We start from the raw sequence: 24,883 nt of genomic DNA, 5'->3' as shown, positions 1-24,883 counted from the left end.
GGCCGTCGGTCGTCAGCGGTTGTAGACCGGGTCGATCGCGATCAGCAGGATTCCGGTCCAGTGGCAGAGGAACGCGAGCACCGTGCACAGGTGGAAGAGCTCGTGGAACCCGAACCGCCCCGGCCAGGGGTTCGGTCGCTTCATCGCGTACATGACCGCGCCAACCGTGTAGAACAGGCCACCGGCGGCGACGAGCACCATCGTGGCGAAGTTGCCGCGGGCGATGTCGCCGAGGTACGCGACCGCACCCCACCCGAGTGCCAGGTAGAGCGGGACGTAGAGCCACCGCGGGGCGTTGATCCAGAACACGCGGAAGCCGATGCCGAGGAGCGCGCCTCCCCAGACGAGCACGAGCAGGAGGTTGCCCTGCGCCGGTGGCAGTGCGAGCACGGCGAGCGGCGTGTAGGTGCCGGCGATCAACAGGAAGATGTTGGCGTGGTCGATCCGCTTGAGGAGGAGCTTGACCGAGGGGCGCCAGGAGAACCGGTGGTACAGCGCCGAGTTCCCGAAGAGCAGCATCGAGGTGAGCACGAACACCGTCGAACTCCACTTCGCGGCCGCACCCTGTGCGAGCACGACGAGGACGATCCCGGCGACGATCGAGATGGGGAAGATCCCGGCGTGCAGCCATCCGCGCCAGGTCGGTTTGACCTCCTCCGGTGCGGCGGCGTCATCGGCGGCGACCTCGAGCAACGGCAGCTTCGGCAGCTCGGGATCTCCACTCGTCATGGGTCCAGGATACGGGGTGGCGCGGAACGCGTACTGGGAGCGATGCAGGAAACTGCACTAGCGTTGCAGGGTGATGACGAGGCATTCCGCACCGGTGGACGGCTTCCTGTACGGCGTCTACGCACGGCGCCTCCGGAAGGCGCTCACTCCGCAGACGCTGCCGCACCATGTCGCGATGATCATCGACGGCAACCGGCGGTGGGCCAAGCAGCTCGGGTACGACACCGCGGCGCACGGGCACCGGGCCGGTGCGGCGAAGATGCGCGAGTTCCTGACCTGGTGCGACGACCTCGGCATCGGCGTCGTCACCCTGTACCTGCTGTCGAGCGACAACCTGGTGAACCGCGCACCGGACGAGCTGGACGACCTCGTCGACATCATCGCCGACCTCGCCGAGGGGCTGTCGCACTACCGTGACTGGCGCGTGAAGCACGTCGGTTCGAGCGATGGACTCCCGGAGTCGTTGCGCACGGCGTTGACGAGCGCGGAGGAGCGCACGGCCGACCGTTCCGGCATGCACATCAACCTCGCGGTCGGCTACGGCGGCAGGACCGAGATCGTGGACGCGATGCGCGCGATCGTCGCCAAGCACCACCTCGAGGGTCGGAGCCTGGAAGATCTCGCGGCGCTGCTCACCCCCGACCTCATCGGTGAGCACCTCTACACGGGAGGCCAGCCCGACCCCGACCTCGTCATCCGCACCAGCGGCGAACAGCGGATGAGCGACTTCATGCTCTGGCAGAGCGCCCACAGCGAGTTCTACTTCGTCGAGGCGCTCGGGCCCGACCTCCGCGAGGTCGACTTCCTCCGCGCCCTCCGCGACTTCTCCAGGCGGCAGCGACGGTTCGGCGGATGAGCCGATCCACGCCCGCCTCGGAGCCGGACGAGCCGGAGACGGCGTCCCGCTTGGAGACGTTCCAAGCGGGATTCGGTGAGGTCGACGGCTATCTCAACTACGGCAGTGTCGGTCCGTTGGCCGCGTCCGTCGTCCTCGAGGCCGCCCGCTGGAACGACGTGCTCGCGAGCGCGACCCCCGGCACGCTCGGCGCGGTCGACGGGCAGGACGAACGGATGCGGACCGCCGTCGGGACGCTCACCGGGTTCCGAGCCGACCAGGTCGTCGCCCAGCCCAACACCTCGCAGGGCCTCATGCACGCGATGTTCGGCCTGAGCGGCACGGTCCTGCTCTCCCGCCTGGAATACCCCACGCTGCCGCTCGCCGCGGAGCGGGCCGCCGAGCACCGGCACCTGCTCACGCCGAGATGGCTCGAGACGCGACGCGGACACGTGACGGCCGAGAGCGTGCGCGAGCAGCTGGACGACACCGTCACCGCCGTGGCCGTGAGCCTCGTCGACTACCGCACCGGATACGTCTGCGACCTCGAAGCCGTCCGCGAGGTGATCGGCGACCGCCTCCTGATCGTCGACGCCATCCAGGGCTTCGGTGTGGTCGACGCCCCCTACGCCGTCGCCGACGTGGTCGCCTCGGGCGGGCAGAAGTGGATGCGGGCGGGCTGGGGCACCGGGTTCCTCGCCCTGAGCGACCGCGCCGTCGAGCGACTCGAGCCGGTCTTCTCCGGCGTGACCGGCACCGACGAGCCCTGGCCGTTCAGCGCTACTCCGGCACCGAGCCGATCGGCGCGCGCGTACTCGATCACCAGGCCCGACCCGCTCGCGGCGGCACGGTTCGCGGCGTCCTTGGAGGACACGGTCGCCGTCGGCACCGCGACGGTCCACGCCGCGATCGCCGAGCTCACGGCCGAGGTGATCGAGCTCGCGGACGAGTTCGGCGTCGCGGTGGTCTCCTCGCGAGACGAGCACGAACGCGCGGGCATCGTCGTCCTGGAGCCGGAGGAGTCCGTCCTCGACACACTGTGGACCTCGCTCGAGAACCACGGCGTCACCGCGACCATCCGCGCCGGGGCCGTGCGGCTCAGCGTGCACGCCGGTACCAGCCGGCAGACGCTGGACCAGCTGCGCGGTGCGCTGCTGTCGTTCGCGACGGCCGCGAACTACTGAGCCGCCGTCCGACCACCGGCGGGCCAGGAGACGGCCCCCATCTGTTCACCTCCCCGTAACAGGACACGGGGCGTGTCGTCGCGTCGATGTCGGCGGCCGGACGTACGTTCATCTCATCGGGCATGGAGCCCGGTCGAGACGGCCACACAAGTTCGGCTCGAAACCCTGCAGGCGGCCGTTTCGCACAGTGATCCGAGCATCAGATGCTCGGGGTGGGAGTGGTTGTGGCCTCGCGAGAAATCCAGAACACGTCAGCCGGGACCGAGACGCGGGACGCGTCGACGAGACGGAGCCGGCGACCCGCCGACCACACGGCGAGCGGGGGAGATCAGGCGCAGGCCGAGATCACCTACGTGCTCGACACCTCCGTGCTGCTGTCGGACCCCAAGGCGCTCTTCCGGTTCGCGGAGCACGCCGTCGTCATCCCGGTCGTCGTCATCAGTGAGCTCGAGGGCAAGCGCAACGACCCCGAGATCGGCTACTTCGCACGTCAGGCACTCCGCATCCTCGACGAGCTCCGCATCGAGCACGAACGCCTCGACTTCCCGATCCCCGTCGGTGACGGCGGATCCCTGCGGGTCGAACTCAACCACTCGAGCATGGCCTCGCTGCCGTCCGGCCTCCAGCTCGGCGACAACGACTCGCGCATCCTGGCGGTCGCGCTGAACCTGGCGAACGACGGCCTGACGGTCACAGTCGTGTCCAAGGACCTGCCGCTGCGTGTCAAGGCGGCGTCCATCGGTCTGCAGGCCGAGGAGTACCGGGCGGAACTCGCGGTCGACTCCGGCTGGACGGGCATGTCCGAGATCACCCTCGGCTCCGAGGACATGAGCACGCTGTGGGAGCGCGAGGAGGGGACGACGCCGATCATCGAGGACCTGCCGATCAACACGGGCCTCGTGATCCACTCGGACCGGGGATCCGCACTCGGGCGGGTCACGGGCAAGCGCAGCTACAAGCTCGTCCGCGGCGACCGCGACGTCTTCGGTCTGCACGGACGCTCGGCCGAGCAGCGGCTCGCGATCGATCTCTTGCTCGACCCCGAGATCGGGATCCTCTCGCTAGGAGGTCGAGCAGGGACGGGGAAGTCCGCGCTCGCCCTCTGCGCGGGTCTGGAGGCCGTCCTCGAGCGACAAGCGCACAAGAAGATCATGGTGTTCCGCCCGCTGTACGCGGTCGGCGGTCAGGAGCTCGGGTACCTGCCCGGCGACCAGGGCGAGAAGATGAACCCCTGGGGACAGGCGATCTTCGACACGCTCGGCGCGGTCGTCTCGCAGAACGTGCTCGACGAGGTGGTGGAGCGGGGGATCCTCGAGGTGCTCCCGCTGACGCACATCCGCGGCCGGTCGCTCCACGACGCCTTCGTGATCGTCGATGAGGCGCAGTCGCTCGAGCGCAACGTCCTCCTCACGGTCCTCAGCCGGATCGGGCAGAACTCGCGGGTCGTCCTCACGCACGACGTCGCCCAGCGCGACAACCTGCGCGTCGGCCGACACGACGGCGTCGCCTCGGTGATCGAGACGCTCAAGGGGCACCCGCTGTTCGCGCACGTCACGCTGACGCGCTCGGAGCGCTCGGCCATCGCGGCACTCGTGACCGAGATGCTCGAGGGGAACGAACTGGCCTAGCGGCTGTCGGCGGAGCGGGCTCGCGAGGCTCGCTCCGCCGGCTCCGGCCGCCTGTGGAGAACGCCGAGGGCCGGCGCGAGGATCCTCCTATCCTGACGGGATGCCCTCGCGACCGACCTCCACCGGCAGGCGGCTGCACCCGCGTGTCGCCACCGCGGCGATGGCCGGCTCGACGCTGCTGCTCGTAGCCGTCACCGTTGCCCGGCTCGGCCCCGACCCGCGTCCGGTCGTCATCGTGCTCGTATGGCTCGCCTGCATCACGCCGCCGCTCGTGCGCATCGACGTCGCGGAGCGGCGGCTCCCGAACCGTCTCGTGCTGCCGGCGCTCGCCATCGCGGTGCCGGTCACCGCGGTCGATGCCGCAGTGCGTCAGGTGGCCCCGCTCGAACCGCTCCTGACGGGGTTCGCGGTCGGCGCCGTCCTGTACGTGTGCGCCCTCTTCGGCGGGCTGGGCATGGGGGACGTGAAGCTGGGCGCGATGCTCGGCCTCGCGGTCGGCTGCTTCGGGACGTCCGCGGTACTGCTCTTCGCGGTGGTGTCGGTCTCCTCGGCCGGCCTCGCGGGTGTGGTCGTCGTGCTTCTCGCACGCTTCCGTGGTGGCTCCGCCGGTTGGCGCACGCGCATCCCGTTCGGCCCGTTCCTGCTCCTCGGCTGCTGGAGCGCCATCGCCGCCACAGCGTGACCACACGGACGGAGACGGCCCCGGAACCGCGTGGGTTCCGGGGCCGTCCGGTCGTTCGACGAGCGGGTCGACTCAGCCGGGGTGCGTCATCGAGAGGACGTCGAGCGCCGTGTCGAGCTGCTCCTCCGTGATCTCGCCGCGTTCGACGAACCCGAGGTCGACGACGGCCTCGCGGACGGTGAGGCCCTTGGCGACGGAGTGCTTGGCGATCTTCGCCGCCGACTCATAGCCGATGATCTTGTTCAGCGGGGTGACGATCGAGGGCGAGGAGCCGGCGAGTGCCGCGGCGCGGTCGAGGTTGGCCTCGAGGCCGTCGACGGTCTTGTCGGCGAGGACCCGGGTCGCGTTCGACAGGAGACGGATGCTCTCGAGGAGCGCCGTGCCCATGACCGGGATCGCCACGTTGAGCTCGAAGGAGCCCGAGGCGCCGGCCCAGGCGATGGTCGCGTCGTTGCCGATGACCCGGGCGCCGACCATCAGGACGGCCTCCGGGATCACGGGGTTCACCTTGCCGGGCATGATCGAGGATCCCGGTTGGAGGTCGGGGATGTGCAGCTCGCCGAGACCGGTGTTCGGGCCCGAGCCCATCCAGCGGAGGTCGTTGCAGATCTTCGTGAGGCTCACCGCGATGACCCGGAGGGCTCCCGAGGCGTCGACGAGTCCGTCGCGAGCGCCCTGGGCCTCGAAGTGGTCCTGGGCCTCGGTGATGGGCAGCTCGGTCTCCTGCGCGAGCAGCTCGATGACGAGCTGGGGGAAGCCCTTCGGCGTGTTGATGCCGGTGCCCGTCGCGGTTCCGCCGAGCGGGACCTCCGCGACGCGGGGGAGCGCCGTGCGCACGCGCTCGATGCCGAGACGCATCTGGCGGGCGTAGCCACCGAACTCCTGGCCGAGGGTGACCGGCGTGGCGTCCATGAGGTGCGTCCGGCCCGGCTTCACCGCGGTCTTCCACAGCTCGGCCTTGCGCTCGAGCGACACGGCCAGGTGGTCGAGGGCCGGGATGAGGTCGTCGATGAGGGCGCTCGTGACCGCGATGTGCACCGAGGTCGGGAAGACGTCGTTGGAGGACTGCGAGGCGTTGACGTGGTCGTTGGGGTGCACCGGGCTGCCGAGGCGCGCGCTCGCGAGCGTCGCCAGGACCTCGTTCATGTTCATGTTCGACGAGGTGCCGCTGCCGGTCTGGTAGGTGTCGACCGGGAACTGCGCGTCGTGCGCGCCGGTGATGACCTCGTCGGCTGCAGCGGCGATCGCGTCGGCGACACCCTGGTCGAGGACGCCGAGCTTGGCGTTCGCGAGTGCCGCGGACTTCTTGATCCGGGCCAGCGAGGCGATCTGCGCCGACTCGAGCCCGCTGCCCGAGATCGGGAAGTTCTCGACGGCCCGCTGCGTCTGCGCACCGTAGAGCGCGTTGGCGGGGACCCGCACCTCGCCCATGGTGTCGTGTTCGATGCGGTACTCGGTTGCTGAGGTGTCTACCACGCTGTTCGTTCTCCTTCGTGCGATTGCGGTGGTGCTGCGCTCGACCGGTCGGTGAGCGGAGTGGAGGTCATTCGGGGACGGTGACGTCGCCGATCACGATGTCGGCGACGGCGGTGCCCTCGAGGAGCTTGTAGTTCGCGCCGATGATGGCGACCGTCCCGGCCGCCACGGCGTCGCTGATGAGCTCGGAGCGCGAGACGACCTCCATGACGGTGCGGCGGAGGTGGCGTCGTCCGACCTCGGAGGTGTCGACGGAGGCTGCGTCGATCGGTGCAGGGCCGGCGACCGCACTCACGGCGGGGACGATCTGCTGGATCAGCTGGTCGATGTACGGGGGGAGCGGCGTTGCGTCCTCGATCTGCGAGTCGATGGCCGCGCGGACGGCGCCGCACTCGTCGTGCGCGAGCACGAGGATGAGCGGGACCTGCAGGACGCCGACGGCGTACTCCAGGGTGCCGAGCACCGAGTCGGAGACGATCTGGCCGGCGTTGCGGACGACGAAGAGGTCGCCGAGTCCCTTGTCGAAGATGATCTCGGCCGCGAGGCGGGAGTCGGAGCAGCCGAAGATGACCGCCTCCGGGGCCTGGGAGTGCGCGAGCGTGGCGCGGCGTTCGACGTCCTGGCGGGGGTGGGCGGGCTGACCGGCGACGAACCGCGCGTTGCCGCGCTGCATCTCGCGCCAGACGGCACCGGGGCGCTTCTGGGTCATTCTGAGTCCGTTTCTGCAGGGGCGCCCGACGGGGCGTCGAGGTTGGCGGTGACCCCGGTGCGCACGGATCGTGCGACATCGAGGACGTACTCGGGCTTCGCCGTGCCGAACACGGCGATCGTGCTCCGACCGGCGACGGTCGACAGGGCGTACGCGACGTTACCGTCGTCGGAGCCGCTGCCGTTCGCGTATTCGACCCACTCGACGCCGTCGATGGTGACGGTTCCGGTGGGCCGGGCTTCGTCGAGCTCGGCGAGGAGCCAGGTGTCGTTGGCGTCCACGCCTTGGACGAGGCCGACGAACTCGTCGTCGGGGGAGATGAGTCCGACGTTCCAGGAGCGGATGTCGGGTGTGCCGGCGACCGGTGAGGCTGCGGTGCGGACGTCGGCGTAGTTGCTGCCCCAGTCGTCGCCGAGCTCGGGGGTGAGGAGCGGGACGGGGAGGTCGGGCTGCGCCTGGCCGGCGAGCTGCGCGTAGTCGACGGTCGGGCGTTCCGGGGCCTCACCTCGGGGCACGGCGAGCACGATCACGACCACGAGGCCGACCGTGGCCAGGAGCGACAGGACGAGGTTGTTGACGGTCTTGCGCGAGCGGTAGAGGCGGGAGTTCTCCGCCTTGCGGTCTGCGGTCTCCTGCGGCGTCTCGGGGCGGCCGAGCTCGGCAACGACGCGCGGCGGCTTGGTGTCCTTCACCGCGATGCGTCCGGAGTGCCGGATCCGAGCTGGGCGGCGCGAGCCGCGTCCAGCCGTGCCTTCGCGCCGATCAGCCACTCCTCGCAGCGCTGGGCGAGCTGTTCGCCGCGCTCCCAGAGCCGGAGGGAGTCCTCGAGCGACGCCGAGCCCTGCTCCAGCTCGGACACGACACGCACGAGCTCGTCGCGTGCCTGCTCATAGCTGAGCTCCTGGACATCGGAGGGGGTTGGCATGCTTCTATCCTATTCGTCGTCGGTCCGGGCGGCAGCCGTGGCCGGGCCGGTACTGGAGGCGCCGATCGCGCCGGAGGCGAGGGTGACCAGGAGCTCCGTCCCGGCGGGGGCGTCGCCCTCCGCACGGATGACCGCGCCACCCGGGACGCCGGCCTCCGGGTCCGCTCGCTGGACGATGGCGTAGCCGCGGTCGAGCGTGCGCTGCGGCGACAGGGCGCGGAGGTGCGCGCGCAGTTCCGTCACCTCGCGCTGGGAGCGCTCGACGGCGCGGTCGATGAGCTCGGCACCCCTCGCGACCGTGCGGGTCAGCTCGTCCGCCCGCGAGTCGACGATCCAGGACGGGTCGGCGAGCGCAGGACGGGTGCGGAGGGTCGCGAGTCGGTCGATCTCGTGACCGAGCAAGGAGGTCACCCGGGAGGACAACCGGACGCGGGCCTGCTGCACGCGAGCGAACTCCTCCGCGACGTCGGGGACGACCCGCTTGGCGGCATCGGTCGGTGTGGAGGCGCGGAGGTCGGCGACGTCGTCGAGCAGTGGGCGGTCCGCCTCGTGGCCGATGGCGCTCACGAGGGGCGTGGTGCAGGCGGCCGCGGCTCTGACCACGCGTTCGTCGCTGAACCCGAGGAGGTTCTGGAAGTCGCCGCCGCCACGCGCGACGATGATGACGTCGACCTCGGGGTCGGCGTCGAGCGTCTGCAAGGCGCTCACGACGTCGCCGGGGGTGCGGTCGCCCTGGACGGCGGCGTGGACGACGCGGAACCGGACCGACGGCCAGCGCAGCTCCGCGTTGCGCAGGACGTCCTTCTCGGCGTCGGAGTCCTTGCCGGTGACCAGCCCGATGCACTGCGGGAGGAACGGGAGCGGCCGCTTGCGCGACGCGTCGAAGAGCCCCTCCTCGGCGAGCTGCCGACGGAGCCGTTCGAGTCGCTCGAGGAGGTCGCCGATGCCGACGTGCTTCATCGCCATGACCTGCATGGTGAGCGTGCCGCCCTTGAGCCAGTAGTTCGGCTTGACCAACGCGACCACGTGGTCGCCCTGCTTGAGGTCGGCGGGGATCTTCGCTCGGACGGACGACCAGATGGTGAAGCCGACCGTCGCATCGATCTCGAGGTCTTTGAGCTTGCCGTAGACGTTGCCGCCCGAGGCGCCCCATTGCGTGATCTCGCCCTCGACCCAGACCGTGCCGAGGCGGTCGATGTAGTCGCGGAGCTTCGTGCCGAGGAGCGCGACCGGCCAGGGGGCTTCCATGGTGGCCGGTGCATCGCTCATCCCTCAAGCCTAGCCGCGAGCACCGACGGCGCGGGGTCGCGGACCACCCGGGCGTTCACGGCCGACTCCCGAGCGCTGCCGCGTAGAATCCACACGTGACCGATCTCCGCGACGCCCCAGCCATCGGCCTCGGCATGCCGAGGCTCCGACGCATCGCCGGACGCCTCGCAGACCTCCCCGTCGCCGGCGAGAAGCGCGTCCTGCTCGCCGCCCCTCGGGGCTACTGCGCCGGCGTGGACCGCGCGGTCGTCGCCGTCGAGAAGGCGCTCGAGCATTATGGCGCGCCGGTGTACGTCCGGAAGCAGATCGTGCACAACGTGCACGTCGTCGACCAGCTCGAGGCCCAGGGCGCGGTGTTCGTGGAAGAGGTCGACGAGGTGCCGTCCGGCGCGCACATCGTCTTCAGTGCGCATGGCGTCTCGCCCGCCGTGGTCGATGCCGCCGCCGACCGCGGGCTGCTCGCGATCGACGCCACCTGCCCGCTCGTCACCAAGGTCCACCGCGAGGCCGTCCGCTTCGCCCGCGACGACTACGAGATCCTGCTCATCGGACACGAGGGGCACGAGGAGGTCGAGGGGACGGCCGGTGAAGCGCCCGACCACGTCACGCTCGTGACGAGCCCGGAGGCCGTCGACGACCTCGTCGTCGCCGACCCGGACAAGGTCGTGTGGCTCTCGCAGACCACGCTGTCGGTGGACGAGACCATGGAGACGGTCCGCCGCCTGCGCGAGCGGTTCCCGAAGCTCCAGGATCCGCCGAGCGACGACATCTGCTACGCGACCCAGAACCGTCAGGTCGCCATCAAGAAGGTGGCCCAAGACGCTGACCTCGTGATCGTGGTCGGGTCGGCGAACTCCTCGAACTCGGTGCGCCTCGTGGAGGTCGCCCTCGAGTACGGCGCGAAGGCCGCCTACCGCGTCGACTACGCGCACGAGATTCAGCAGTCCTGGCTCGACGGCGTCGTCACGGTCGGTGTCACCAGCGGCGCCTCCGTGCCGGAGGTCCTCGTCGACGAGGTGCTCGAAGAACTCTCCGGTGCCGGCTACGGCGCGGTGGAGGAAGTCAAGACGGCCGAGGAGGACCTCATGTTCTCCCTGCCGAAGGAGCTGCGCAAGGACCTTGCCGGCACGACCGATCCGCGCGCCCTGGGAGGGCGTCGACCATGAGCGAATCCCGCCCCCGTCCGCAGTTCGGTGAGTACGCGTCCCCCGAGGAGCAGCGTGCCCGGATCGCCGAGCCCATCGACGAACAGCGGGCGGAGGAGCTCGGCATCGCGCCGGTCGTCCCCGTCGAGCGGCAACCGCGGCAGCAGCAGGAGCCGACCCTGCGCGAGCAGACGCGTGAGCAGGCGCATGAGCCTGGGGTGGTGCAGCCGGGCGCTCCGACCGTGGCCGCCCGACGACCCGTCGCCGGAGACCGGATCGCGACGTCGATCCTGCTCGGACTCGGCCTCGTCGGCCTGATCGTGACCATGCCGGGTCTGCTCGACCTCCCCGGCCTGATCCGCCCTGCACTCGTGCAGATGGGTGTCTCGGGGTACTCCTCGGACGGTCTCGCGAGCGCCATGGGCATCCTGGCGCTCGGTCTCCAGATCGCCCTGTGGGTGGGCGCCATCATCCTGTCGAGCCGGTCCCTCCGCGCGGGTCGACTGACCTTCTGGATCCCGCTCGTCGCCGGTGTCGCAGCGAACCTGGTCGTGGTGATCTGTCTCGCCGTGGCCATGGGTGCCGACCCGGCGTTCATGGAGTACGTCCGCTCGCAGCAGCCGTAGTCGTCCACACACGAAGAACGGGCCCGGCAGCGATGCCGGGCCCGTTCTGTTGGTGCAGGTGACTAGGAGGTGCTGGTGCCGTACGAGCCGAGCTGCTTCGTCGACTCCAGGACGCGAGCGGCCATCGCCGACTCGGCGACCTTACCCCAGGCGCGCGGGTCGTACACCTTCTTGTTGCCGACCTCGCCGTCGAGCTTCAGCACACCCTCGTAGTTCGAGAGCATGTAGCCGGCGATCGAGCGGGTGAACGCGTACTGCGTGTCGGTGTCGATGTTCATCTTGACGACACCGTTCGCGACGGCCTCGGCGATCTCGGCGTCGGTGGAACCCGACCCGCCGTGGAAGACGAGGTCGAGCGGCTTGGGGCCGTGGCCGTACTTGGCGGTGAGGCCGTCCTGGATGGTCTTCAGCAGCTCGGGCTGGAGCTTGACGTTGCCGGGCTTGTAGACGCCGTGCACGTTGCCGAAGGTGAGGGCGGCCATGTAGCGACCCTGCTCGCCGAGGCCGAGCGCCTCGACGGTCGCGATGGCGTCGTCGAGCGTGGTGTACAGGTGCTCGTTGATGTCGTGGCTGACGCCGTCCTCTTCGCCGCCGACGACGCCGATCTCGACCTCGAGGATGGCGTTGATGGCCTTGGTGCGCTTCAGCATCTCGGTCGCGATCTCGAGGTTCTCCGTGAGCGGGACCGCCGAGCCGTCCCACATGTGGGACTGGAAGATCGGGTTGCGACCGGCCTTCACCTCTTCTTCGGAGGCGGCGATGAGCGGCATGACGAAGCCGTCGAGCGCGTCCTTCGGGCAGTGGTCGGTGTGGAGCGCGACGGTGACGGGGTAGTTCTTGGCGACCTCGGTCGCGAACTTCGCGAAGGCGATCGCGCCGGCGGCACGGTTCTTCACGGTGTGGCCGGCGAAGTAGTCGGCGCCGCCCGTGGTGACCTGGATGATGCCGTCGGAACCGGCCTCGGTGAGGCCCTGGAGGACGGAGTTGATGGTCTGGCTGCTCGAGACGTTGAACGCCGGGTACGCGAACCCGTTCGACTTCGCCTTGTCGAGCATCGCTGCGTACTGTTCCGGGGTGGCGACGGGCATGTCTTCTCCTTGCGTGGGGACGATTCGCCTTGAAGTCTAGTGACTCGGGCTCCGAGGCATACGGCACGATGGGGACATGATCGAGCGCACTCCGGACACCGACCTCCTTGACGGCTTCCTCGACGCCACGAGGGCCGCGGCTGCCGCGGTCGCGGGTCTCGTCGGAGGTGGAGACGGCATGCGCATCGACGGGGTCGCCGTCGATGCGCTCCGCCGAGCGCTCGAATCGCTCCCGGTCGACGGGCGCGTCGTCGTGGGGGAGGGCGAGAAGGACCGGGCGCCCATGCTCTTCGTCGGGGAACGTTTCGGCACGGGAGCGGGGCCGGCGATCGACCTCGCCGTCGACCCCGTGGACGGCACGAAGCTCGCTGCCTCCGGGAAGCCGGACTCCGTCGCCGTGATCGCCATCGCCCCGCGCGGTGCGATGTTCGACATCGGCCCGGCGTACTACCTCGAGAAGCTCGTCGCCGCCGGCGGGGGACGCGAGTTGTCGCTGGCCGACCCGATCGCGGTGACCCTCGACCGGCTCGCGGCCCGGCTGGGGCGGCCGGTCGAGCAGCTGCGGGTCGCGGTCCAGGACCGTCCGCGGAACGCGGCGACCGCCCAGGCCGTGACCGCCGCCGGTGCCGAGCTCGTGAGCTTCATGGACGGCGACGTCGCCCTGTCCCTGCGGGCCGCGGCCGCCGACGGCGACCTCGATCTGCTCCTCGGTGTGGGAGGAGCCCCCGAGGGCATCCTCACGGCTGCCGCGGTCCAGGCCCTCGGTGGTTGGATGACAGCGCGCTTCGCACCGCAGTCGCCGGAGGAACGTGCGCGGCTCGTCGAGGCCGGGACCGATCTCGATCGCGAGGTCCCGCTCGACGAACTCTGCCGCGATGACGCCTGGCTGCTGCTCAGCGCCGTCACGTCGACCGCGCTCGCCGCCGGAGCCGAACTCGCCGGAGTCCGGGTCGAAGCGGACGGCGGTGTCCTGGTCGAGTCCGTCGTCGTCGGTCCCGGAAGCCCGCTGACGAGGTCACGGAAGCGCCTCGATCGAGACGCACCCAGCGGCCTTCCCAGCCCGGTTCGATAGGCTGAAACCCTCATCCACCGAAGCGTCGTGTCCCACGAGGCGAGCGATCCATGGAGGATCCAGTGACCCAGCCTGAAACCGGCTCCCACTATCTGCAGCCCGACCGCAACCTCGCCATGGAGCTCGTGAGAGCGACGGAGGCCGCCGCGATCAGGGCGGCGCCGTTCATCGGGCGAGGCGACAAGAACGCCGCCGACGGCGCAGCGGTCGACGCCATGCGCGCCTTCCTCGGCACCGTCAACTTCGACGGCGTGGTCGTCATCGGCGAGGGCGAGAAGGATGAAGCGCCCATGCTGTTCAACGGCGAGCATGTCGGCAACGGCCGCGGCCCGTCCTGCGACATCGCCGTCGACCCGATCGACGGCACGAGCCTCACCGCCGCAGGCCGCCAGAACGCCCTCTCCGTCATCGCCGTGTCCGACCGCGGCAGCATGTTCGACCCGTCCGCGGTGTTCTACATGGACAAGATCGTCACCGGCGCCGACGGCATCGGTGTCGTCGACATCAGCCAGTCCATCGGCGACAACATCCGCGAGCTCGCGAAGGCCAAGGGCAAGCAGCCCGAGGACATCCGCGTCGCCGTCCTCGACCGACCGCGCCACGCGCAGCTCATCGAGGAGATCCGCGCGGCGGGTGCCGGGACGCGTCTGCTGCTCGACGGCGACGTCGCGGGTGGCATCAACGCCGCGCGCTACGACTCGCGGATCGACATGTGCGTCGGCATCGGCGGCACGCCTGAGGGCATCATCACCGCGTGTGCGGTGAAGGCGCTCGGCGGGCTCATCCAGGGCAAGCTCATGCCGAAGGACGACGCCGAGCGTGAGCGTGCGCTCGCGGCCGGTCACGACCTCGACCGCGTCCTCGGCGCGAACGACCTCGTCCGAGGCGACAACACGTACTTCGTCGCGACGGGCGTCACCCACGGTGAACTCGTCGACGGTGTGCAGCGCAAGGGTCCGATCATCCGCACCGAGAGCCTCGTGCTGCGGTCGCGTTCCGGCACCATCCGTCGCGTCGAGGCGGACCACCTCGCTGCGAAGTGGCTGTAGCCGTTCCTCCAGCAGCACGAAGCGCCCGGTTCCACCTCACGGTGGTGCCGGGCGCTTCGTCGTGCGGTGCTCGTGCCGGTCAGTCCTGCAGCCGGTGCGCGAGTCGCGCCTCGAGCTCGCTCGGCTCGCTATCGGACGGCTCCGGCGAGGGCTGCGCCTCCGGTGCGGTGAGGCGCTTCGGTGAGGCGTCGCTCTGGCTCACCTGACCGATGACCGTCGCCTCGTCGAGGCCGTCGAGCTTGCGCGCCGTGACGAGCACGCGGGTCTCGAACGACGAGGCGAACTGGTTGTAGTTGGTGACCGTGCTCTCGATGGACCGGCGCAGGCGGTCGGCGTGGTCCGACAGCGTCGAGAGTCGCTGGTAGAGCTCCTTGCCGAGGTCGAACAGTCGCTTCGCGTCCTCGGTGAGGACGTCCTGCTGCCAGGTGAACGCGACCGTCTTGAGGACCGCCCACAGGTTGACGGGGGAGGCGAGGGCGACCCGTTTGCCGAAGGCGTAGTCGAGCAGGCTCGCGTCGGCCTCGAGTGCTGCGGCGAGGAGTGACTCGCTCGGGATGAAGCAGATCACGAACTCCGGGCTCGACTCGAGGCCGCGCCAGTAGCCCTTCGCCGCAAGGGCGTCGACGTGCGACCGCACGGCCTTCACGTGCTGCGCGAGGAGGGCGGTACGTCGTGCGGCTTCCTCGCCTGTCGCCGTGACGGGGATGGTGCTGGCTTCGAGGTACTGCGCGAACGGCACCTTCGCGTCGACCGCGATCGACTTGCCGCCGGGGAGTCGCACGACCATGTCGGGTCGGCCGATGCCGTTGTCGGACGTGATGCTCGACTGCAGGTCGAAGTCAACGCGCTGCGTGAGGCCCGCGGCTTCCACGACGTTCCGGAGCTGGGTCTCGCCCCAGACGCCGCGGGTGGCGTTGTTGCGGAGCGCCGAGGCGAGCGACTCCGTCGTGGACCGCAGGCGTTCCTCGGACTCCGAAGCCGTCTTCAGTTGTTGGGCGAGCTCACCGTGCTGGCGGCTGCGCTGCTGCTCGAGTTCCGCGACCTTCGCCTGCATGTGCTCGAGGCTGTGCTGCACGGGCGCGAGGGCCTGCAAGACCTGGCTCTCCTCGTGTTCCTGGCGCGATCGTCGTTCGGCGTCGGCGCGGTGGCGTTCGGCGAGCTCGCGGTACTGCTCGCGCTGGGCGTTCAGCTCGCGTCCGAGCCCGTCGGCCGTGGCGTCGAGCGCGGCGAGTTCGGCGCGCAGCGCGGCGCGGAGTTCGGCCTCCCGCGCGGACGCGTCGGCGAGGAGCTGTGCCTGCTGACCGCGGAGGTCGGCGAGTTGGGCGGTGTGCCTGGCCTCGAGCAGCGCCGGGTCGACCGAACCCGCGCCGGTGCGCCGCTGCAGCAGGAGGACCGCCACGGCTGCGCCGATGACGAGTCCGATGAGGAGGCCGATCCCGAGGGCGAGTGCGCTGTCCATGCCCTCAGTGTGTCGCGGGCCGCCGACATCGGTCGGAGGCCGCGCGGCGACCGCGGGCTCAGGCGGCGACGGCCGTCCCGATCCGGCCGATCTTCACGCTCGTGAGCTGCGCGAGTTCGGCGATCGAGGAGGCGCCGTGGCGGGCGGCGGCGTGGATGATGATGTGCGCGGAGGCCTCGGCGTCGCCGGTGGCGTCGTGGTGCTGGAAGTCGTCGAATCCGGCGGCGAGGGCCGCCACGGGGAGCCGGTAGGAGTCGAGCTGGTACGTCTTGCGGGCGACGTTGAGGCTGCACAGGTAGCTGAGGTCGGGGCAGTCGAGGCCGGTGGCGGCGCAGCCACCGCGGATGACGCCCATGTCGAAGCCGGCGTTGTGGGCGACGAGGGCGTCACCCTGGGCGAAGTCGAGGAGGGTGTCGAGCTGGTCCGCCCAACCCGGCGCCCCGAGGACGTCGGTCGCGACGATCCCGTGGATGCGGGTGTTCCACTCGAGGAACGCGTCGTGTCCGGCAGGGGGCTGGATGAGCCAGCCCGCGCGGTCGACGACGATGCCGTCGCGGACCCTGACGAGGCCCACGCTGCAGGCGGAGGCGGATGACGAGTTCGCGGTCTCGAAGTCGATGGCGGTGAAATCCAGTGGCACGTCCTCACCCTCGCACCAGCGTCCGACACCGCTCGGGTGGCACGCCGCAACCCGCTCGATCGACGGTGCCGATCCGTGCCCGGAGCGGAGGCGCGACCCACGGGGACGCGCGGCCAAGTACGATAGACCCTCGTGGCTCTTACTCTCGGCATCGTCGGCCTGCCCAACGTCGGCAAGTCCACCCTGTTCAACGCGCTCACGCGCAACAACGTGCTCGCAGCGAACTATCCGTTCGCGACGATCGAGCCGAACGTCGGCGTGGTCGAACTGCCCGACGCCCGGCTGGGCAAGCTCGCGGAGATCTTCGGCAGCGAGCGCATCCTGCCCGCCGCGGTGTCCTTCGTCGACATCGCCGGCATCGTCAAGGGCGCGAGCGAGGGGGAGGGCCTCGGCAACAAGTTCCTCGCGAACATCCGTGAGGCCGACGCCATCGCGCAGGTCGTCCGCGGCTTCGCCGACCCCGACGTCGTGCACGTCGACGGCGACGTGAACCCGGCGTCCGACATGGAGACCATCAACACCGAGCTCATCCTCGCCGACCTCGAGACGCTCGAGAAGGCGATCACCCGGTTCGAGAAGGAGGTCAAGGGCAAGAAGCTCGACCCCTCCGTCCTCACGGCGGCGAAGGAGGCGCAGGACGCGCTGAACGCCGGCACCCCGCTCTCGGCGACGAAGATCGACCTCGCGCCCATCAAGGAGCTCGGTCTCCTCACGGCCAAGCCGTTCATCTACGTGTTCAACGTCGACGAGGATGTCCTGCAGGACCAGGCGAAGCTCGACGAGCTGGCCGCCCTCGTGGCACCGGCGAAGGCCGTCTTCCTCGACGCCAAGCTCGAGTCGGAGCTCGTCGACCTCGACGAGGACGACGCCCGCGAGATGCTTGAGTCGACCGGCCAGACCGAGTCCGGCCTCGACCAGCTCGCACGCATCGGCTTCGCGACGCTCGGTCTCCAGACCTACCTCACGGCGGGTCCGAAGGAGTCGCGTGCGTGGACGATCCCGCAGGGTGCCAAGGCGCCCCAGGCGGCCGGCGTCATCCACACGGACTTCGAGAAGGGCTTCATCAAGGCCGAGGTCATCTCGTTCGACGACCTCGTCGAGACCGGCTCCGTCGCTGAGGCCCGCTCCAAGGGCAAGGCCCGCATGGAGGGCAAGGACTACGTCATGCAGGACGGCGACGTCGTGGAGTTCCGCTTCAACGTCTAGCCCGTCGAAAGCGCGCGTTTCGTCGTGCAGCAGCGCCAGCGTCGACGGAATGAGCACTCTCGGTGGTGGTCACCGCTTCCGTCGCTGTTCCGCGATCCACGTGTGATCGGCGATCGCCGCTGAGACGGCGTCGCGATACTGCGTGCCGTCTGCGCTGCGGTACAGATCCCTGCTGAAGAACTGCGATGCAGGTCGGTAAGGCGCACTGTTGTGGATGCGTCCGGCGAGGTCGGACAGGACATCGTGGTCGCCCGCGAGGTAGGCGGCGAGCTCGGTGTCGTTCAGCCGGATGAGCGCGGAATCGTCGATGAGGGCGCTGTAGCTGTACCTCGCGTCGAGGTAGAGCGAACCCTCCTGCTCGACGAGGAACCACATTCCCGGTTCATGGTCCACGTAGCGCATGTTCATGCCTCGATTCTCCCGGAGGTCCGGAGGTCCGGAGGTCCGGAGGTCCGGAGGTTCGAGTAGGGGTGTTCCTACCATGAACCGGTTCATCGCAAGGAGTGTGTAACGACTCGCGTTATTAACGAGGTGCGTTATACCCTGCTACGATGATCAGGTCGTTCGGCAACCGGGATACCGAGCGATTGTGGCGTCGGGAACGAGTGCGGTCGATCGATCCTCGGATCCATCGGGTTGCGCTCCGGAAGCTTCGCCAGGTGGGTGCCGCAGAGATGCTCGACGATCTTCGGGTCCCACCGGGCAACCGACTCGAGTCGCTCAAGGGCGATCGTGTCGGGCAGCACAGCATCAGGATCAATGACCAGTGGAGAATCTGTTTCGTGTGGACGGACACAGGGCCAGAGGAGGTGGAGATCGTTGACCATCACTGACTCGAGCGGCAAGCTCGCACCGATCCACCCCGGTGAAGTCCTGATGGAGGACTTCATCGAGGGGTTCGGCATCACGCAGAACAAGCTGGCGGTGTCCATCGGAGTCGCGCCACGTCGCATCAATGAGATCGTCCACGGCAAGCGGTCCATCACGGCAGACACCGCGCTCCGGCTTGCGAAGTACTTCGGCACCTCGGCGCAGTTCTGGCTCAACCTGCAGATGCGCTACGAGCTCGACCTCGCCGAGGATCGGCTTTCGCAGCAAATCGCGGCGATCACACCGTTGAAGCCTGCTGCCGCATAGTGTCACGCTTCCACGCCGAGAGCGCGTGTTCTGTCGCCATGATCCGGGTTGTGGGACAGAACGTGCACTCTGGGCCGACGCGCTCGACCGTCACCACCAGCGCTTGGCGCGGGGGACCAGGCCCGCGAGGGTTGCGAGCCCGGCGAAAGCGCTGACCACCCCGAGGAAGCCCAGAGGGGTGTCGCGGAGCGGTCCGATGACGAGTAGGGCGCCGACTCCGAGCGCTGCCACGCCGAAGCCGGTGCGCCAGTGTCGCCTGACCTTCGCCGCTGGGCGGCGGCCGGGCAGGTCGGTGGGTCGCGGGCGCGCGCGGCGCCGTTCACTCAGCGGCGGTCCGCCGTCGTCCGGCCCGTCGACGGCACGCCCGAACACGTCGATCCACGGACCGGCACCGACCTCGGGGCAGCGGTCGTGGACGTTCGTGTCGCGGGTCGAGGCATCCGCCGGTTGGGCAGGCATGGCTGCGGCGAGATCCACGTCGAACCTGACGGAACCGTCCGGCAGGAGGGTGTCGTAGCCGACGAACCGCAGCGGCCGTCGGCGCCATCTCGACGTGCCACGGAACGCCGTCGCGCGGACGGCGACGGGGCTGTCGGGCGATTCGCGCATGGATCGATGGTGGCACATCGGGTCACCGTGGTTCAGCACCCTGGTGCTTCCGACGTCTCTCCCGCCAGCGGGGTACTGCTCCGGCGGTACGCTCGATGAGGCGCCACCCAAACGGGCGCCACGGGAGGCACCGGATGACGATCGATCTGGCGAGCATGCTGGTGGTGGCGGTGATCGTCTGCGCCGCGTGCGGGATCTTCTACGGACTCGACAGCGCGCGAACCCTCGCCGGACGCCACATGGCAGCCTGGATGTCCGGATTCGCCACCACCCTCCTCTCGGCGGTCAGCTACCTCGCCGCCACGCTCAACGGCGACTCGGTATGGATCGTCGCCGTCGCCAACGCCGCCATGGTCGCCTCGATCTCCGCCCTGTGGGTCGGGTGCCGGCTGTTCAACGGGCGCCGCAGCCTCGTGCTGCTCGGCACCCTCTTCGTCGGCGTGACGGCGATCTCCGCCGTCCTCGACCCCACCGACGACCCGGAGTGGGCCGGCACCATCGCCCGGCTCATCTCGCTCATCATGCTGTCGCTGCTGGTCGCGTACGAGGCGCGGCGGGGGCGGATGCGAGCGGCACGGGCGTCACTGGTGCTCGTCGTCGTCATGATCCTGCACGCGGCGTTCACCGCCGTGCGCCTCGCGGTCTACCTCACGGGCGGTCCCCACTCGGAGCTCTTCGAGCGGTTGTTCGGCACGGCCTTCGTCACGTACATGAACCTCGTGTTCGTGGTCCTCGTGGCGGTCGGCCTCGTCCTCCTGCGCTCCTGGGAGCGCAAGCAGCGCCTCTCCCCGGAGCGGGTGGGCGTCCGCGCGGTGGGGCGCCGGGCGTTCATCGCCGAGGCGACCCGACTCCGCGAGGGCCAGCAGTCCGATCGTCGCCTCGCGATCCTCGTCGTGGCGATCGACGGCTACGGCGACCTCCGCCGCGCTTACGGGATGGCGACGGCGGGGGAGCTGGAGGCACTGCTCGCAGCCGCGGTCTTCCGTGAGCTGCCGGCCGGGTCCGTCTGCACCCGCGTGTGGAGCGGGACGATCCTCGTGGCCACGTCGGTCGAATCGGGGCCGACCGGCCTCTCGGGTCTCCACGACCTCGCGGCACCGATCGCCGCCGGCTACCGGGAGGCCGTGACGCAGCAGCTCGACGGTTTCGCGGGCGCTGCCAACCTCGGTGTCGCGGTGGATTCGGCCGCGCCGACGCCCGTCGAGACCCTCGTGTCGATCGCACGGACGGCCCGAGCCGACGCCGAGCGGCGAGGCGAATCGGTGCGGGTCGTCGAGTCCGCGTCGGAGACGCAGGACCGCTGACGGCGGGGACGGCTCAGCGACCCTGGCGCTTCTTGTACGGCAGCGGCTCGCCCTTGACCTTCGGCGCGCGACCCTTGCCCTTGTTCGCCTTGGCTTTGCCGCCCGGCGCAGGAGCCGACTTCGCTGCTGCTGCCGCTGAGGCGTCGAGTTGGCGACGCGCCTCGATGAGGAACGCGTAGCCGGCGTCCGTCAGCTGCGTGGATTCCACGTCGCGAGCGAACAGTTCCGCTCCGACGCTCTCCTCGAGCTTCCGGACGTCGGCGACGACGGTGCTCCGCGGCACGCCGAGCGCCTTGGCCGCCTTCGCGAAGTGGAGGGTCTCCGCGGAGGCGACGAAGGAGCGCAGCTGCTTGTGATCCATGCCCTCAGCCTACGGTCACGGCGTCAGGCTGCCGACCAGTGTCGCGTCAGCCACCCAGCTGGTCGCGTCGACGACGTCGCACGATCACCGAGGCGATACCCGCGAGCAGACCGAGGCCGAGCAGGGAGCCGGCCACGATCGCGAGCGTGGATCCCTGGAACCCGGTGTCGGGGAGCCTCGTGATGTCTCCGGCCGGAACCGCCGGCTGACCGGGGACCTGCGGGGTGCCCGGCGGGACGATGACGATCGTCGATTCGATGGAGTCGTCGGGCGCGCCGCCGTTACTCGCAGTGATGGTGACCGTGTAGGTCCCGGGCGTCGTGGGCGTGCCGGTCACGCCACCGGTCACGCTATCGAGGACGAGTCCCGGGGGCAGGGCACCCGAGGTGACCGTGTACGTCGCGTCGGGGCTGCCCGTGGAGGTGACGGTGCTGTCATACGTCGTACCGACGGTGCCGCCGGGGAGCGGAGCGGAGGTGATCTCCGGGCTCGTCGTCACGACGGAGCCGCTGCCGTCGTCGCAGCCTGCAGGACGGGTGATGACCGTGTTGTCGAGCGTCACAGCACCGGTGGATGCGAGCAGGCGACCCTCGACGACCGTGCCCGATTGCGTGGAGATGGACGCGTCGGCGAGGATCGTGCCGACGAAGGGCGCGCCTCCGCGGAGCGTGGCCGAGCTGCCCACGCGCCAGAACACGTTGCAAGCACTCGCGCCGCCGACGAGGGTGACCGAGGAGCCGACGGCGGTGTCCAGCGTGCTCGCGGCCTGGAAGACCCAGACGGACTCTGCGGCGCCGGTGAGCGTCACGTTGCCGGTGAGGGAGATCTCTCCGCCTGCATAGACGCCGGGCTCGAGGTTGAGGCCGGTGAGGTCACCGACCTGCTGCGGGGCCGGCGTGAGACTGGAGGCGGTACCCATCGCGATGAGGAGGTCGTTCTTGGCGGTGGCGGCGACCTCGTTGGTCACATCCTGGATGCCGTTGACGATGCCCGGCGGGAAATTGGTCACGGCGCTCCCCGGGCTCAGCCCGAGGTCGCCGTTGATCGTGGTCGGGGAGTCGGTGTTGGTGACGGTCGACCCTGCGAGCACGCCGTACTTGGCTGCCGTGCCCAGGTTGATCGGGCCGTTGATCGTGGTCGCGGCGTTCGCCGGTCCGGCACCGATGGCCAGGAGTCCGACGGTCACGACTGCCGCTGCGGCGAAGAGGCGAGAGCGAACGCGGCCGGGTCTGGCGCTGCGGGCGGGTGGAGAGAGTTCGAGGCGCATCAGGGCCCCTTCCGTGTGGGAGGGGCGCGAAGCCAAAGAACATGGCGACATCAACCGCAACTGCTCCCTGTGTAACACCTTCGGGGGGCGCCCAGTCGGTTAGTGCGGAACGCGTACCCGATCGTGATGTCGTGCTATTCGCGGGCGGGCGCGAGGGTGGCGCGGAATGAACGGTCTCCTGCGCCCGGTCCGAGTGAGACGATTGACCTATGACTGCAACGCTCGTGGCCCAAGGCCTGGCCGGAGGACACGGCCACCGCACCCTGTTCGACGGCCTCGATCTGACGGTGGCACCGGGTGACGTGATCGGCGTCGTCGGGATGAACGGCGCGGGGAAGTCGACCCTGCTCCAGCTCCTCGGCGGCTCCCTCGAACCGCAGGCAGGCACGATCTCGCTGTCGCCCTCCGACGCCTTCGTGGGCGCGCTCCCGCAGGAACACGAGCGCGTCGTCGGCGAGAGCGTCGCCGCTTACATCGCCCGGCGCACCGGCTGTGCTGCGGCGACCGAGGCGATGGACGCGGCTGCCGCGGCGCTCGCCGAACCCCCGCAGGCAGGCGCGGACCCCGCGGACGTCTACTCCGCCGCCCTCGACCGCTGGTTGGCGAGCGGCGCTGCCGATCTCGAGGAGCGGATCCCCGCGGTCCTCGCCGACCTCGGGCTGGACCTCGACGCGGATGTCACGACCACGATGATGACCTCGCTGTCCGGTGGGCAGGCCGCTCGCGTCGGACTGGCGGCGCTGCTGCTGTCGCGATTCGACATCGTCCTCCTCGACGAACCGACCAACGATCTCGACCTGGACGGCTTGGAGCGGCTCGAACGCTTCGTGCAGGGATTGCGCGGGGGTGTGGTGCTCGTCAGCCACGACCGCGAGTTCCTCGCCCGCTGCGTCACGCGCGTCCTCGAACTCGACCTCGCACAGCAGAGCAACCGCGTCTTCGGGGGCGGATACGAGGCCTACCTCGAGGAGCGTGAGGTCGCCAGGCGGCACGCCCGCGACGCCTATGACGAGTTCGCCGACAAGAAGGCCGATCTCATTGGTCGCGCCCGGGTGCAGCGGGAGTGGTCCAGCCAGGGCGTGCGGAACGCGATGAAGAAGGCGCCCGACAACGACAAGATCCGGCGGAAGGCCTCGGCGGAGTCCTCGGAGAAGCAGGCCCAGAAGGTCCGGCAGATGGAGAGCCGCATCGCCCGGCTGGACGAGGTCGAGGAACCGCGCAAGGAGTGGCAGCTGCAGTTCACGATCGGCAGCGCACCGCGTTCGAGCACGGTCGTCGCGACGCTGTCCGAGGCCGTCGTCCGGCAGGGCGACTTCCAGCTCGGCCCCCTGTCGCTCCAGGTGAACGTGGGCGATCGCATCGGCATCACCGGGCCCAACGGCGCCGGCAAGTCCACCCTGCTCGCCACGCTGCTCGGTCGTCGCGAACCCGACGCGGGCAGTGCGAGCCTCGGCTCGAGTGTGCGGATCGGCGAGATCGACCAGGCCCGCTCACTGCTCGTCGGCACGGAGCCGCTCGCCGACCGCTTCGAGGCGATCGTGCCCGACCTCAGTCCGGGAGAGGTCAGGACGCTGCTGGCGAAGTTCGGGCTGAAGGCCGACCACGTGAACCGGCCCGTCGACGAGCTGTCACCGGGGGAGCGCACCCGCGCCGGGCTCGCCGTGCTCCAGGCGACGGGGATCAACCTGCTGGTCTTGGACGAGCCGACGAACCACCTCGACCTCGCTGCGATCGAACAGCTCGAGGAGGCGCTCGAGAGCTACGACGGAACACTCCTCCTCGTCACCCACGACCGCCGCATGCTCGACACCGTCCGGATCGAACGGCGGTGGGTCGTCGAGGCCGGCCAGGTCGCGGAGCGCTAGCCCGCGGCGGTACCGCTCAGAGGCCTCGAAGGAGCGCGTCACGGAGTTCGGGTCCGATGTCCTCGGGAACGTCGACGTCGACCGCGAGCGCCTGGATCGCTCGGCTGTAGTAGTTGCGGGCGGCCGCAGCGAGGGTGATGTCGAGGATCTCCCGGTCGGAGAAGCCGTGCTGGCGCAGGGTCAGGCTGTCGGCGTCGGTCATCCGGTCCGAGTCGCGACCCACCCGTTCGGCGTAGGCCATCATCGCGACCTCCGCGGGGCTCAGGCCGGCGTCGTGATAGTCCGCCGCGATCCGCACGAGTTGGTCCTCCTCGAACAGCGCAAGCGATCTCCGGCCGTGAGCGAGACGGCAATGCCGTGACCGCGTCCCTCGCGCCGCGGCGAGCGTCACGAGCTCGTAGCGTCGCAGGCCGAGCGGTCGGGCGATCTCACCGATCAGCGCCTCCCATGCGGCGTAGGCCCCGGGGTTCAACGCCATCACCTTCGTGTGCGCCGCGACGAAACCCTGGTCGGCGATGTCGTCGTCGTACATCGCGGCCGTCGTCGCATCGGCATCGGCTTCGGGGATGTTGTGGAGGATCGACATGTCGGCCACCTCGTCGGAACGGGCCGCGGGCC

Annotated in this window: 27 protein-coding genes; 13 read left to right on the top strand and 14 right to left on the bottom strand. The window is 69.8% G+C overall.

Features of this window, described 5'->3' with window-relative positions; all coding sequences use genetic code 11:
* Positions 1–12: 12 nt before the first annotated feature.
* Positions 13–729 carry a PAQR family membrane homeostasis protein TrhA gene (gene trhA / locus ACZZZB_RS03380; RefSeq protein ID WP_079705497.1) on the bottom strand — a complete coding sequence of 239 codons (717 nt, stop codon included), beginning with the start codon at positions 727–729 and terminating at the stop codon, positions 13–15.
* A 73-nt stretch (positions 730–802) separates the two neighbouring features.
* Between trhA and ACZZZB_RS03375 the strand changes: the two genes are divergently transcribed.
* From ACZZZB_RS03375 to ACZZZB_RS03360, 4 genes are all read left to right on the top strand, one after another.
* Positions 803–1,585: an isoprenyl transferase gene (locus ACZZZB_RS03375; RefSeq protein ID WP_085510483.1), complete on the top strand. Its 783-nt coding sequence runs from the start codon at positions 803–805 to the stop codon at positions 1,583–1,585.
* Positions 1,582–2,748, top strand: coding sequence for an aminotransferase class V-fold PLP-dependent enzyme (locus ACZZZB_RS03370; RefSeq protein ID WP_191940763.1), 1,167 nt, complete (start codon positions 1,582–1,584; stop codon positions 2,746–2,748). The genes ACZZZB_RS03375 and ACZZZB_RS03370 overlap by 4 nt, the downstream gene beginning before the upstream one ends.
* Positions 2,749–3,092: 344 nt before the next feature.
* Positions 3,093–4,376: a PhoH family protein gene (locus ACZZZB_RS03365; RefSeq protein ID WP_370282231.1), complete on the top strand. Its 1,284-nt coding sequence runs from the start codon at positions 3,093–3,095 to the stop codon at positions 4,374–4,376.
* Between the two features lie 100 nt (positions 4,377–4,476).
* Entirely contained in the window at positions 4,477–5,058 is a 582-nt protein-coding gene (locus tag ACZZZB_RS03360) for a prepilin peptidase (RefSeq protein ID WP_463529000.1), read from the top strand.
* Positions 5,059–5,130: 72 nt separating this feature from the next.
* On the opposite strand, the gene ACZZZB_RS03355 is transcribed toward ACZZZB_RS03360, so the two are convergent.
* From ACZZZB_RS03355 to xseA, 5 genes are all read right to left on the bottom strand, one after another.
* Positions 5,131–6,534: a class II fumarate hydratase gene (locus ACZZZB_RS03355; protein ID WP_082455866.1), complete on the bottom strand. Its 1,404-nt coding sequence runs from the start codon at positions 6,532–6,534 to the stop codon at positions 5,131–5,133.
* A 67-nt stretch (positions 6,535–6,601) separates the two neighbouring features.
* On the bottom strand, positions 6,602–7,243 hold the full coding sequence (locus ACZZZB_RS03350; protein ID WP_064296442.1) for a carbonic anhydrase: 642 nt from the start codon (positions 7,241–7,243) through the stop codon (positions 6,602–6,604).
* Complete coding sequence (locus ACZZZB_RS03345) at positions 7,240–7,935, bottom strand: DUF4245 domain-containing protein (RefSeq protein WP_167620449.1); 696 nt, start codon at positions 7,933–7,935, stop codon at positions 7,240–7,242. Before ACZZZB_RS03345 ends, ACZZZB_RS03350 begins: the two co-directional genes overlap by 4 nt.
* Positions 7,932–8,168, bottom strand: coding sequence for an exodeoxyribonuclease VII small subunit (locus ACZZZB_RS03340; protein WP_064296575.1), 237 nt, complete (start codon positions 8,166–8,168; stop codon positions 7,932–7,934). The genes ACZZZB_RS03345 and ACZZZB_RS03340 overlap by 4 nt, the downstream gene beginning before the upstream one ends.
* Positions 8,169–8,177: 9 nt before the next feature.
* Positions 8,178–9,437 (bottom strand): exodeoxyribonuclease VII large subunit, encoded by a 1,260-nt coding sequence (gene xseA, locus ACZZZB_RS03335; RefSeq protein WP_064296441.1) that lies wholly within the window; start codon positions 9,435–9,437, stop codon positions 8,178–8,180.
* Positions 9,438–9,571: 134 nt separating this feature from the next.
* On the opposite strand from xseA, the gene ACZZZB_RS03330 reads away from it, so the two are divergent.
* Positions 9,572–10,603, top strand: a complete 1,032-nt coding sequence (locus tag ACZZZB_RS03330; protein ID WP_463530542.1) for a 4-hydroxy-3-methylbut-2-enyl diphosphate reductase — start codon at positions 9,572–9,574, stop codon at positions 10,601–10,603.
* Positions 10,600–11,208 carry a DUF6264 family protein gene (locus tag ACZZZB_RS03325; protein ID WP_192005251.1) on the top strand — a complete coding sequence of 203 codons (609 nt, stop codon included), beginning with the start codon at positions 10,600–10,602 and terminating at the stop codon, positions 11,206–11,208. Before ACZZZB_RS03330 ends, ACZZZB_RS03325 begins: the two co-directional genes overlap by 4 nt.
* A gap of 62 nt (positions 11,209–11,270) precedes the next feature.
* Here ACZZZB_RS03325 and fbaA read toward each other — a convergent pair whose 3' ends face one another.
* The gene (gene fbaA, locus ACZZZB_RS03320; RefSeq protein WP_085510491.1) at positions 11,271–12,296 is read right to left on the bottom strand and encodes a class II fructose-bisphosphate aldolase; all 1,026 of its coding nucleotides are present in this window, start codon (positions 12,294–12,296) and stop codon (positions 11,271–11,273) included.
* 76 nt (positions 12,297–12,372) lie between these two features.
* Between fbaA and ACZZZB_RS03315 the strand changes: the two genes are divergently transcribed.
* On the top strand, positions 12,373–13,368 hold the full coding sequence (locus tag ACZZZB_RS03315) for a fructose-bisphosphatase class II (protein WP_463528999.1): 996 nt from the start codon (positions 12,373–12,375) through the stop codon (positions 13,366–13,368).
* Between the two features lie 50 nt (positions 13,369–13,418).
* Positions 13,419–14,417, top strand: a complete 999-nt coding sequence (gene glpX, locus ACZZZB_RS03310; protein ID WP_064296437.1) for a class II fructose-bisphosphatase — start codon at positions 13,419–13,421, stop codon at positions 14,415–14,417.
* Between the two features lie 79 nt (positions 14,418–14,496).
* On the opposite strand, the gene ACZZZB_RS03305 is transcribed toward glpX, so the two are convergent.
* On the bottom strand, positions 14,497–15,876 hold the full coding sequence (locus tag ACZZZB_RS03305) for a DNA recombination protein RmuC (RefSeq protein WP_079705509.1): 1,380 nt from the start codon (positions 15,874–15,876) through the stop codon (positions 14,497–14,499).
* A 58-nt stretch (positions 15,877–15,934) separates the two neighbouring features.
* Positions 15,935–16,516: an exonuclease domain-containing protein gene (locus ACZZZB_RS03300; protein ID WP_064296572.1), complete on the bottom strand. Its 582-nt coding sequence runs from the start codon at positions 16,514–16,516 to the stop codon at positions 15,935–15,937.
* Between the two features lie 132 nt (positions 16,517–16,648).
* On the opposite strand from ACZZZB_RS03300, the gene ychF reads away from it, so the two are divergent.
* Positions 16,649–17,722 carry a redox-regulated ATPase YchF gene (gene ychF / locus ACZZZB_RS03295; RefSeq protein WP_085510494.1) on the top strand — a complete coding sequence of 358 codons (1,074 nt, stop codon included), beginning with the start codon at positions 16,649–16,651 and terminating at the stop codon, positions 17,720–17,722.
* Between the two features lie 69 nt (positions 17,723–17,791).
* On the opposite strand, the gene ACZZZB_RS03290 is transcribed toward ychF, so the two are convergent.
* Positions 17,792–18,130, bottom strand: coding sequence for a hypothetical protein (locus ACZZZB_RS03290; protein WP_463528998.1), 339 nt, complete (start codon positions 18,128–18,130; stop codon positions 17,792–17,794).
* Between the two features lie 143 nt (positions 18,131–18,273).
* Here ACZZZB_RS03290 and ACZZZB_RS03285 point away from each other — a divergent pair, with 143 nt between their 5' ends.
* Together ACZZZB_RS03285 and ACZZZB_RS03280 are read left to right on the top strand one after the other, a co-directional pair.
* Positions 18,274–18,555, top strand: coding sequence for a type II toxin-antitoxin system RelE/ParE family toxin (locus tag ACZZZB_RS03285; protein WP_463528997.1), 282 nt, complete (start codon positions 18,274–18,276; stop codon positions 18,553–18,555).
* Entirely contained in the window at positions 18,542–18,859 is a 318-nt protein-coding gene (locus ACZZZB_RS03280) for a HigA family addiction module antitoxin (RefSeq protein ID WP_079705513.1), read from the top strand. Before ACZZZB_RS03285 ends, ACZZZB_RS03280 begins: the two co-directional genes overlap by 14 nt.
* A 90-nt stretch (positions 18,860–18,949) precedes the next feature.
* On the opposite strand, the gene ACZZZB_RS03275 is transcribed toward ACZZZB_RS03280, so the two are convergent.
* Positions 18,950–19,468 (bottom strand): hypothetical protein, encoded by a 519-nt coding sequence (locus tag ACZZZB_RS03275; RefSeq protein WP_463528996.1) that lies wholly within the window; start codon positions 19,466–19,468, stop codon positions 18,950–18,952.
* A gap of 134 nt (positions 19,469–19,602) precedes the next feature.
* Here ACZZZB_RS03275 and ACZZZB_RS03270 point away from each other — a divergent pair, with 134 nt between their 5' ends.
* A complete protein-coding gene (locus ACZZZB_RS03270) occupies positions 19,603–20,772 on the top strand; it encodes a hypothetical protein (protein ID WP_463528995.1) in 1,170 nt (389 codons plus the stop codon).
* A 13-nt stretch (positions 20,773–20,785) separates the two neighbouring features.
* On the opposite strand, the gene ACZZZB_RS03265 is transcribed toward ACZZZB_RS03270, so the two are convergent.
* Positions 20,786–21,133, bottom strand: a complete 348-nt coding sequence (locus tag ACZZZB_RS03265) for a LysR family transcriptional regulator (protein ID WP_064296432.1) — start codon at positions 21,131–21,133, stop codon at positions 20,786–20,788.
* 46 nt (positions 21,134–21,179) lie between these two features.
* Entirely contained in the window at positions 21,180–22,319 is a 1,140-nt protein-coding gene (locus ACZZZB_RS03260; protein ID WP_463528994.1) for an ice-binding family protein, read from the bottom strand.
* Between the two features lie 290 nt (positions 22,320–22,609).
* Here ACZZZB_RS03260 and ACZZZB_RS03255 point away from each other — a divergent pair, with 290 nt between their 5' ends.
* Positions 22,610–24,265: an ABC-F family ATP-binding cassette domain-containing protein gene (locus tag ACZZZB_RS03255; protein WP_463528993.1), complete on the top strand. Its 1,656-nt coding sequence runs from the start codon at positions 22,610–22,612 to the stop codon at positions 24,263–24,265.
* A gap of 16 nt (positions 24,266–24,281) precedes the next feature.
* Here ACZZZB_RS03255 and ACZZZB_RS03250 read toward each other — a convergent pair whose 3' ends face one another.
* Entirely contained in the window at positions 24,282–24,851 is a 570-nt protein-coding gene (locus ACZZZB_RS03250) for a carboxymuconolactone decarboxylase family protein (RefSeq protein ID WP_463528992.1), read from the bottom strand.
* Positions 24,852–24,883 lie beyond the last annotated feature (32 nt).

This window comes from Plantibacter sp. AC185 (assembly GCF_979258065.1).
This window is presented reverse-complemented; position numbering and strand designations above follow the sequence as displayed.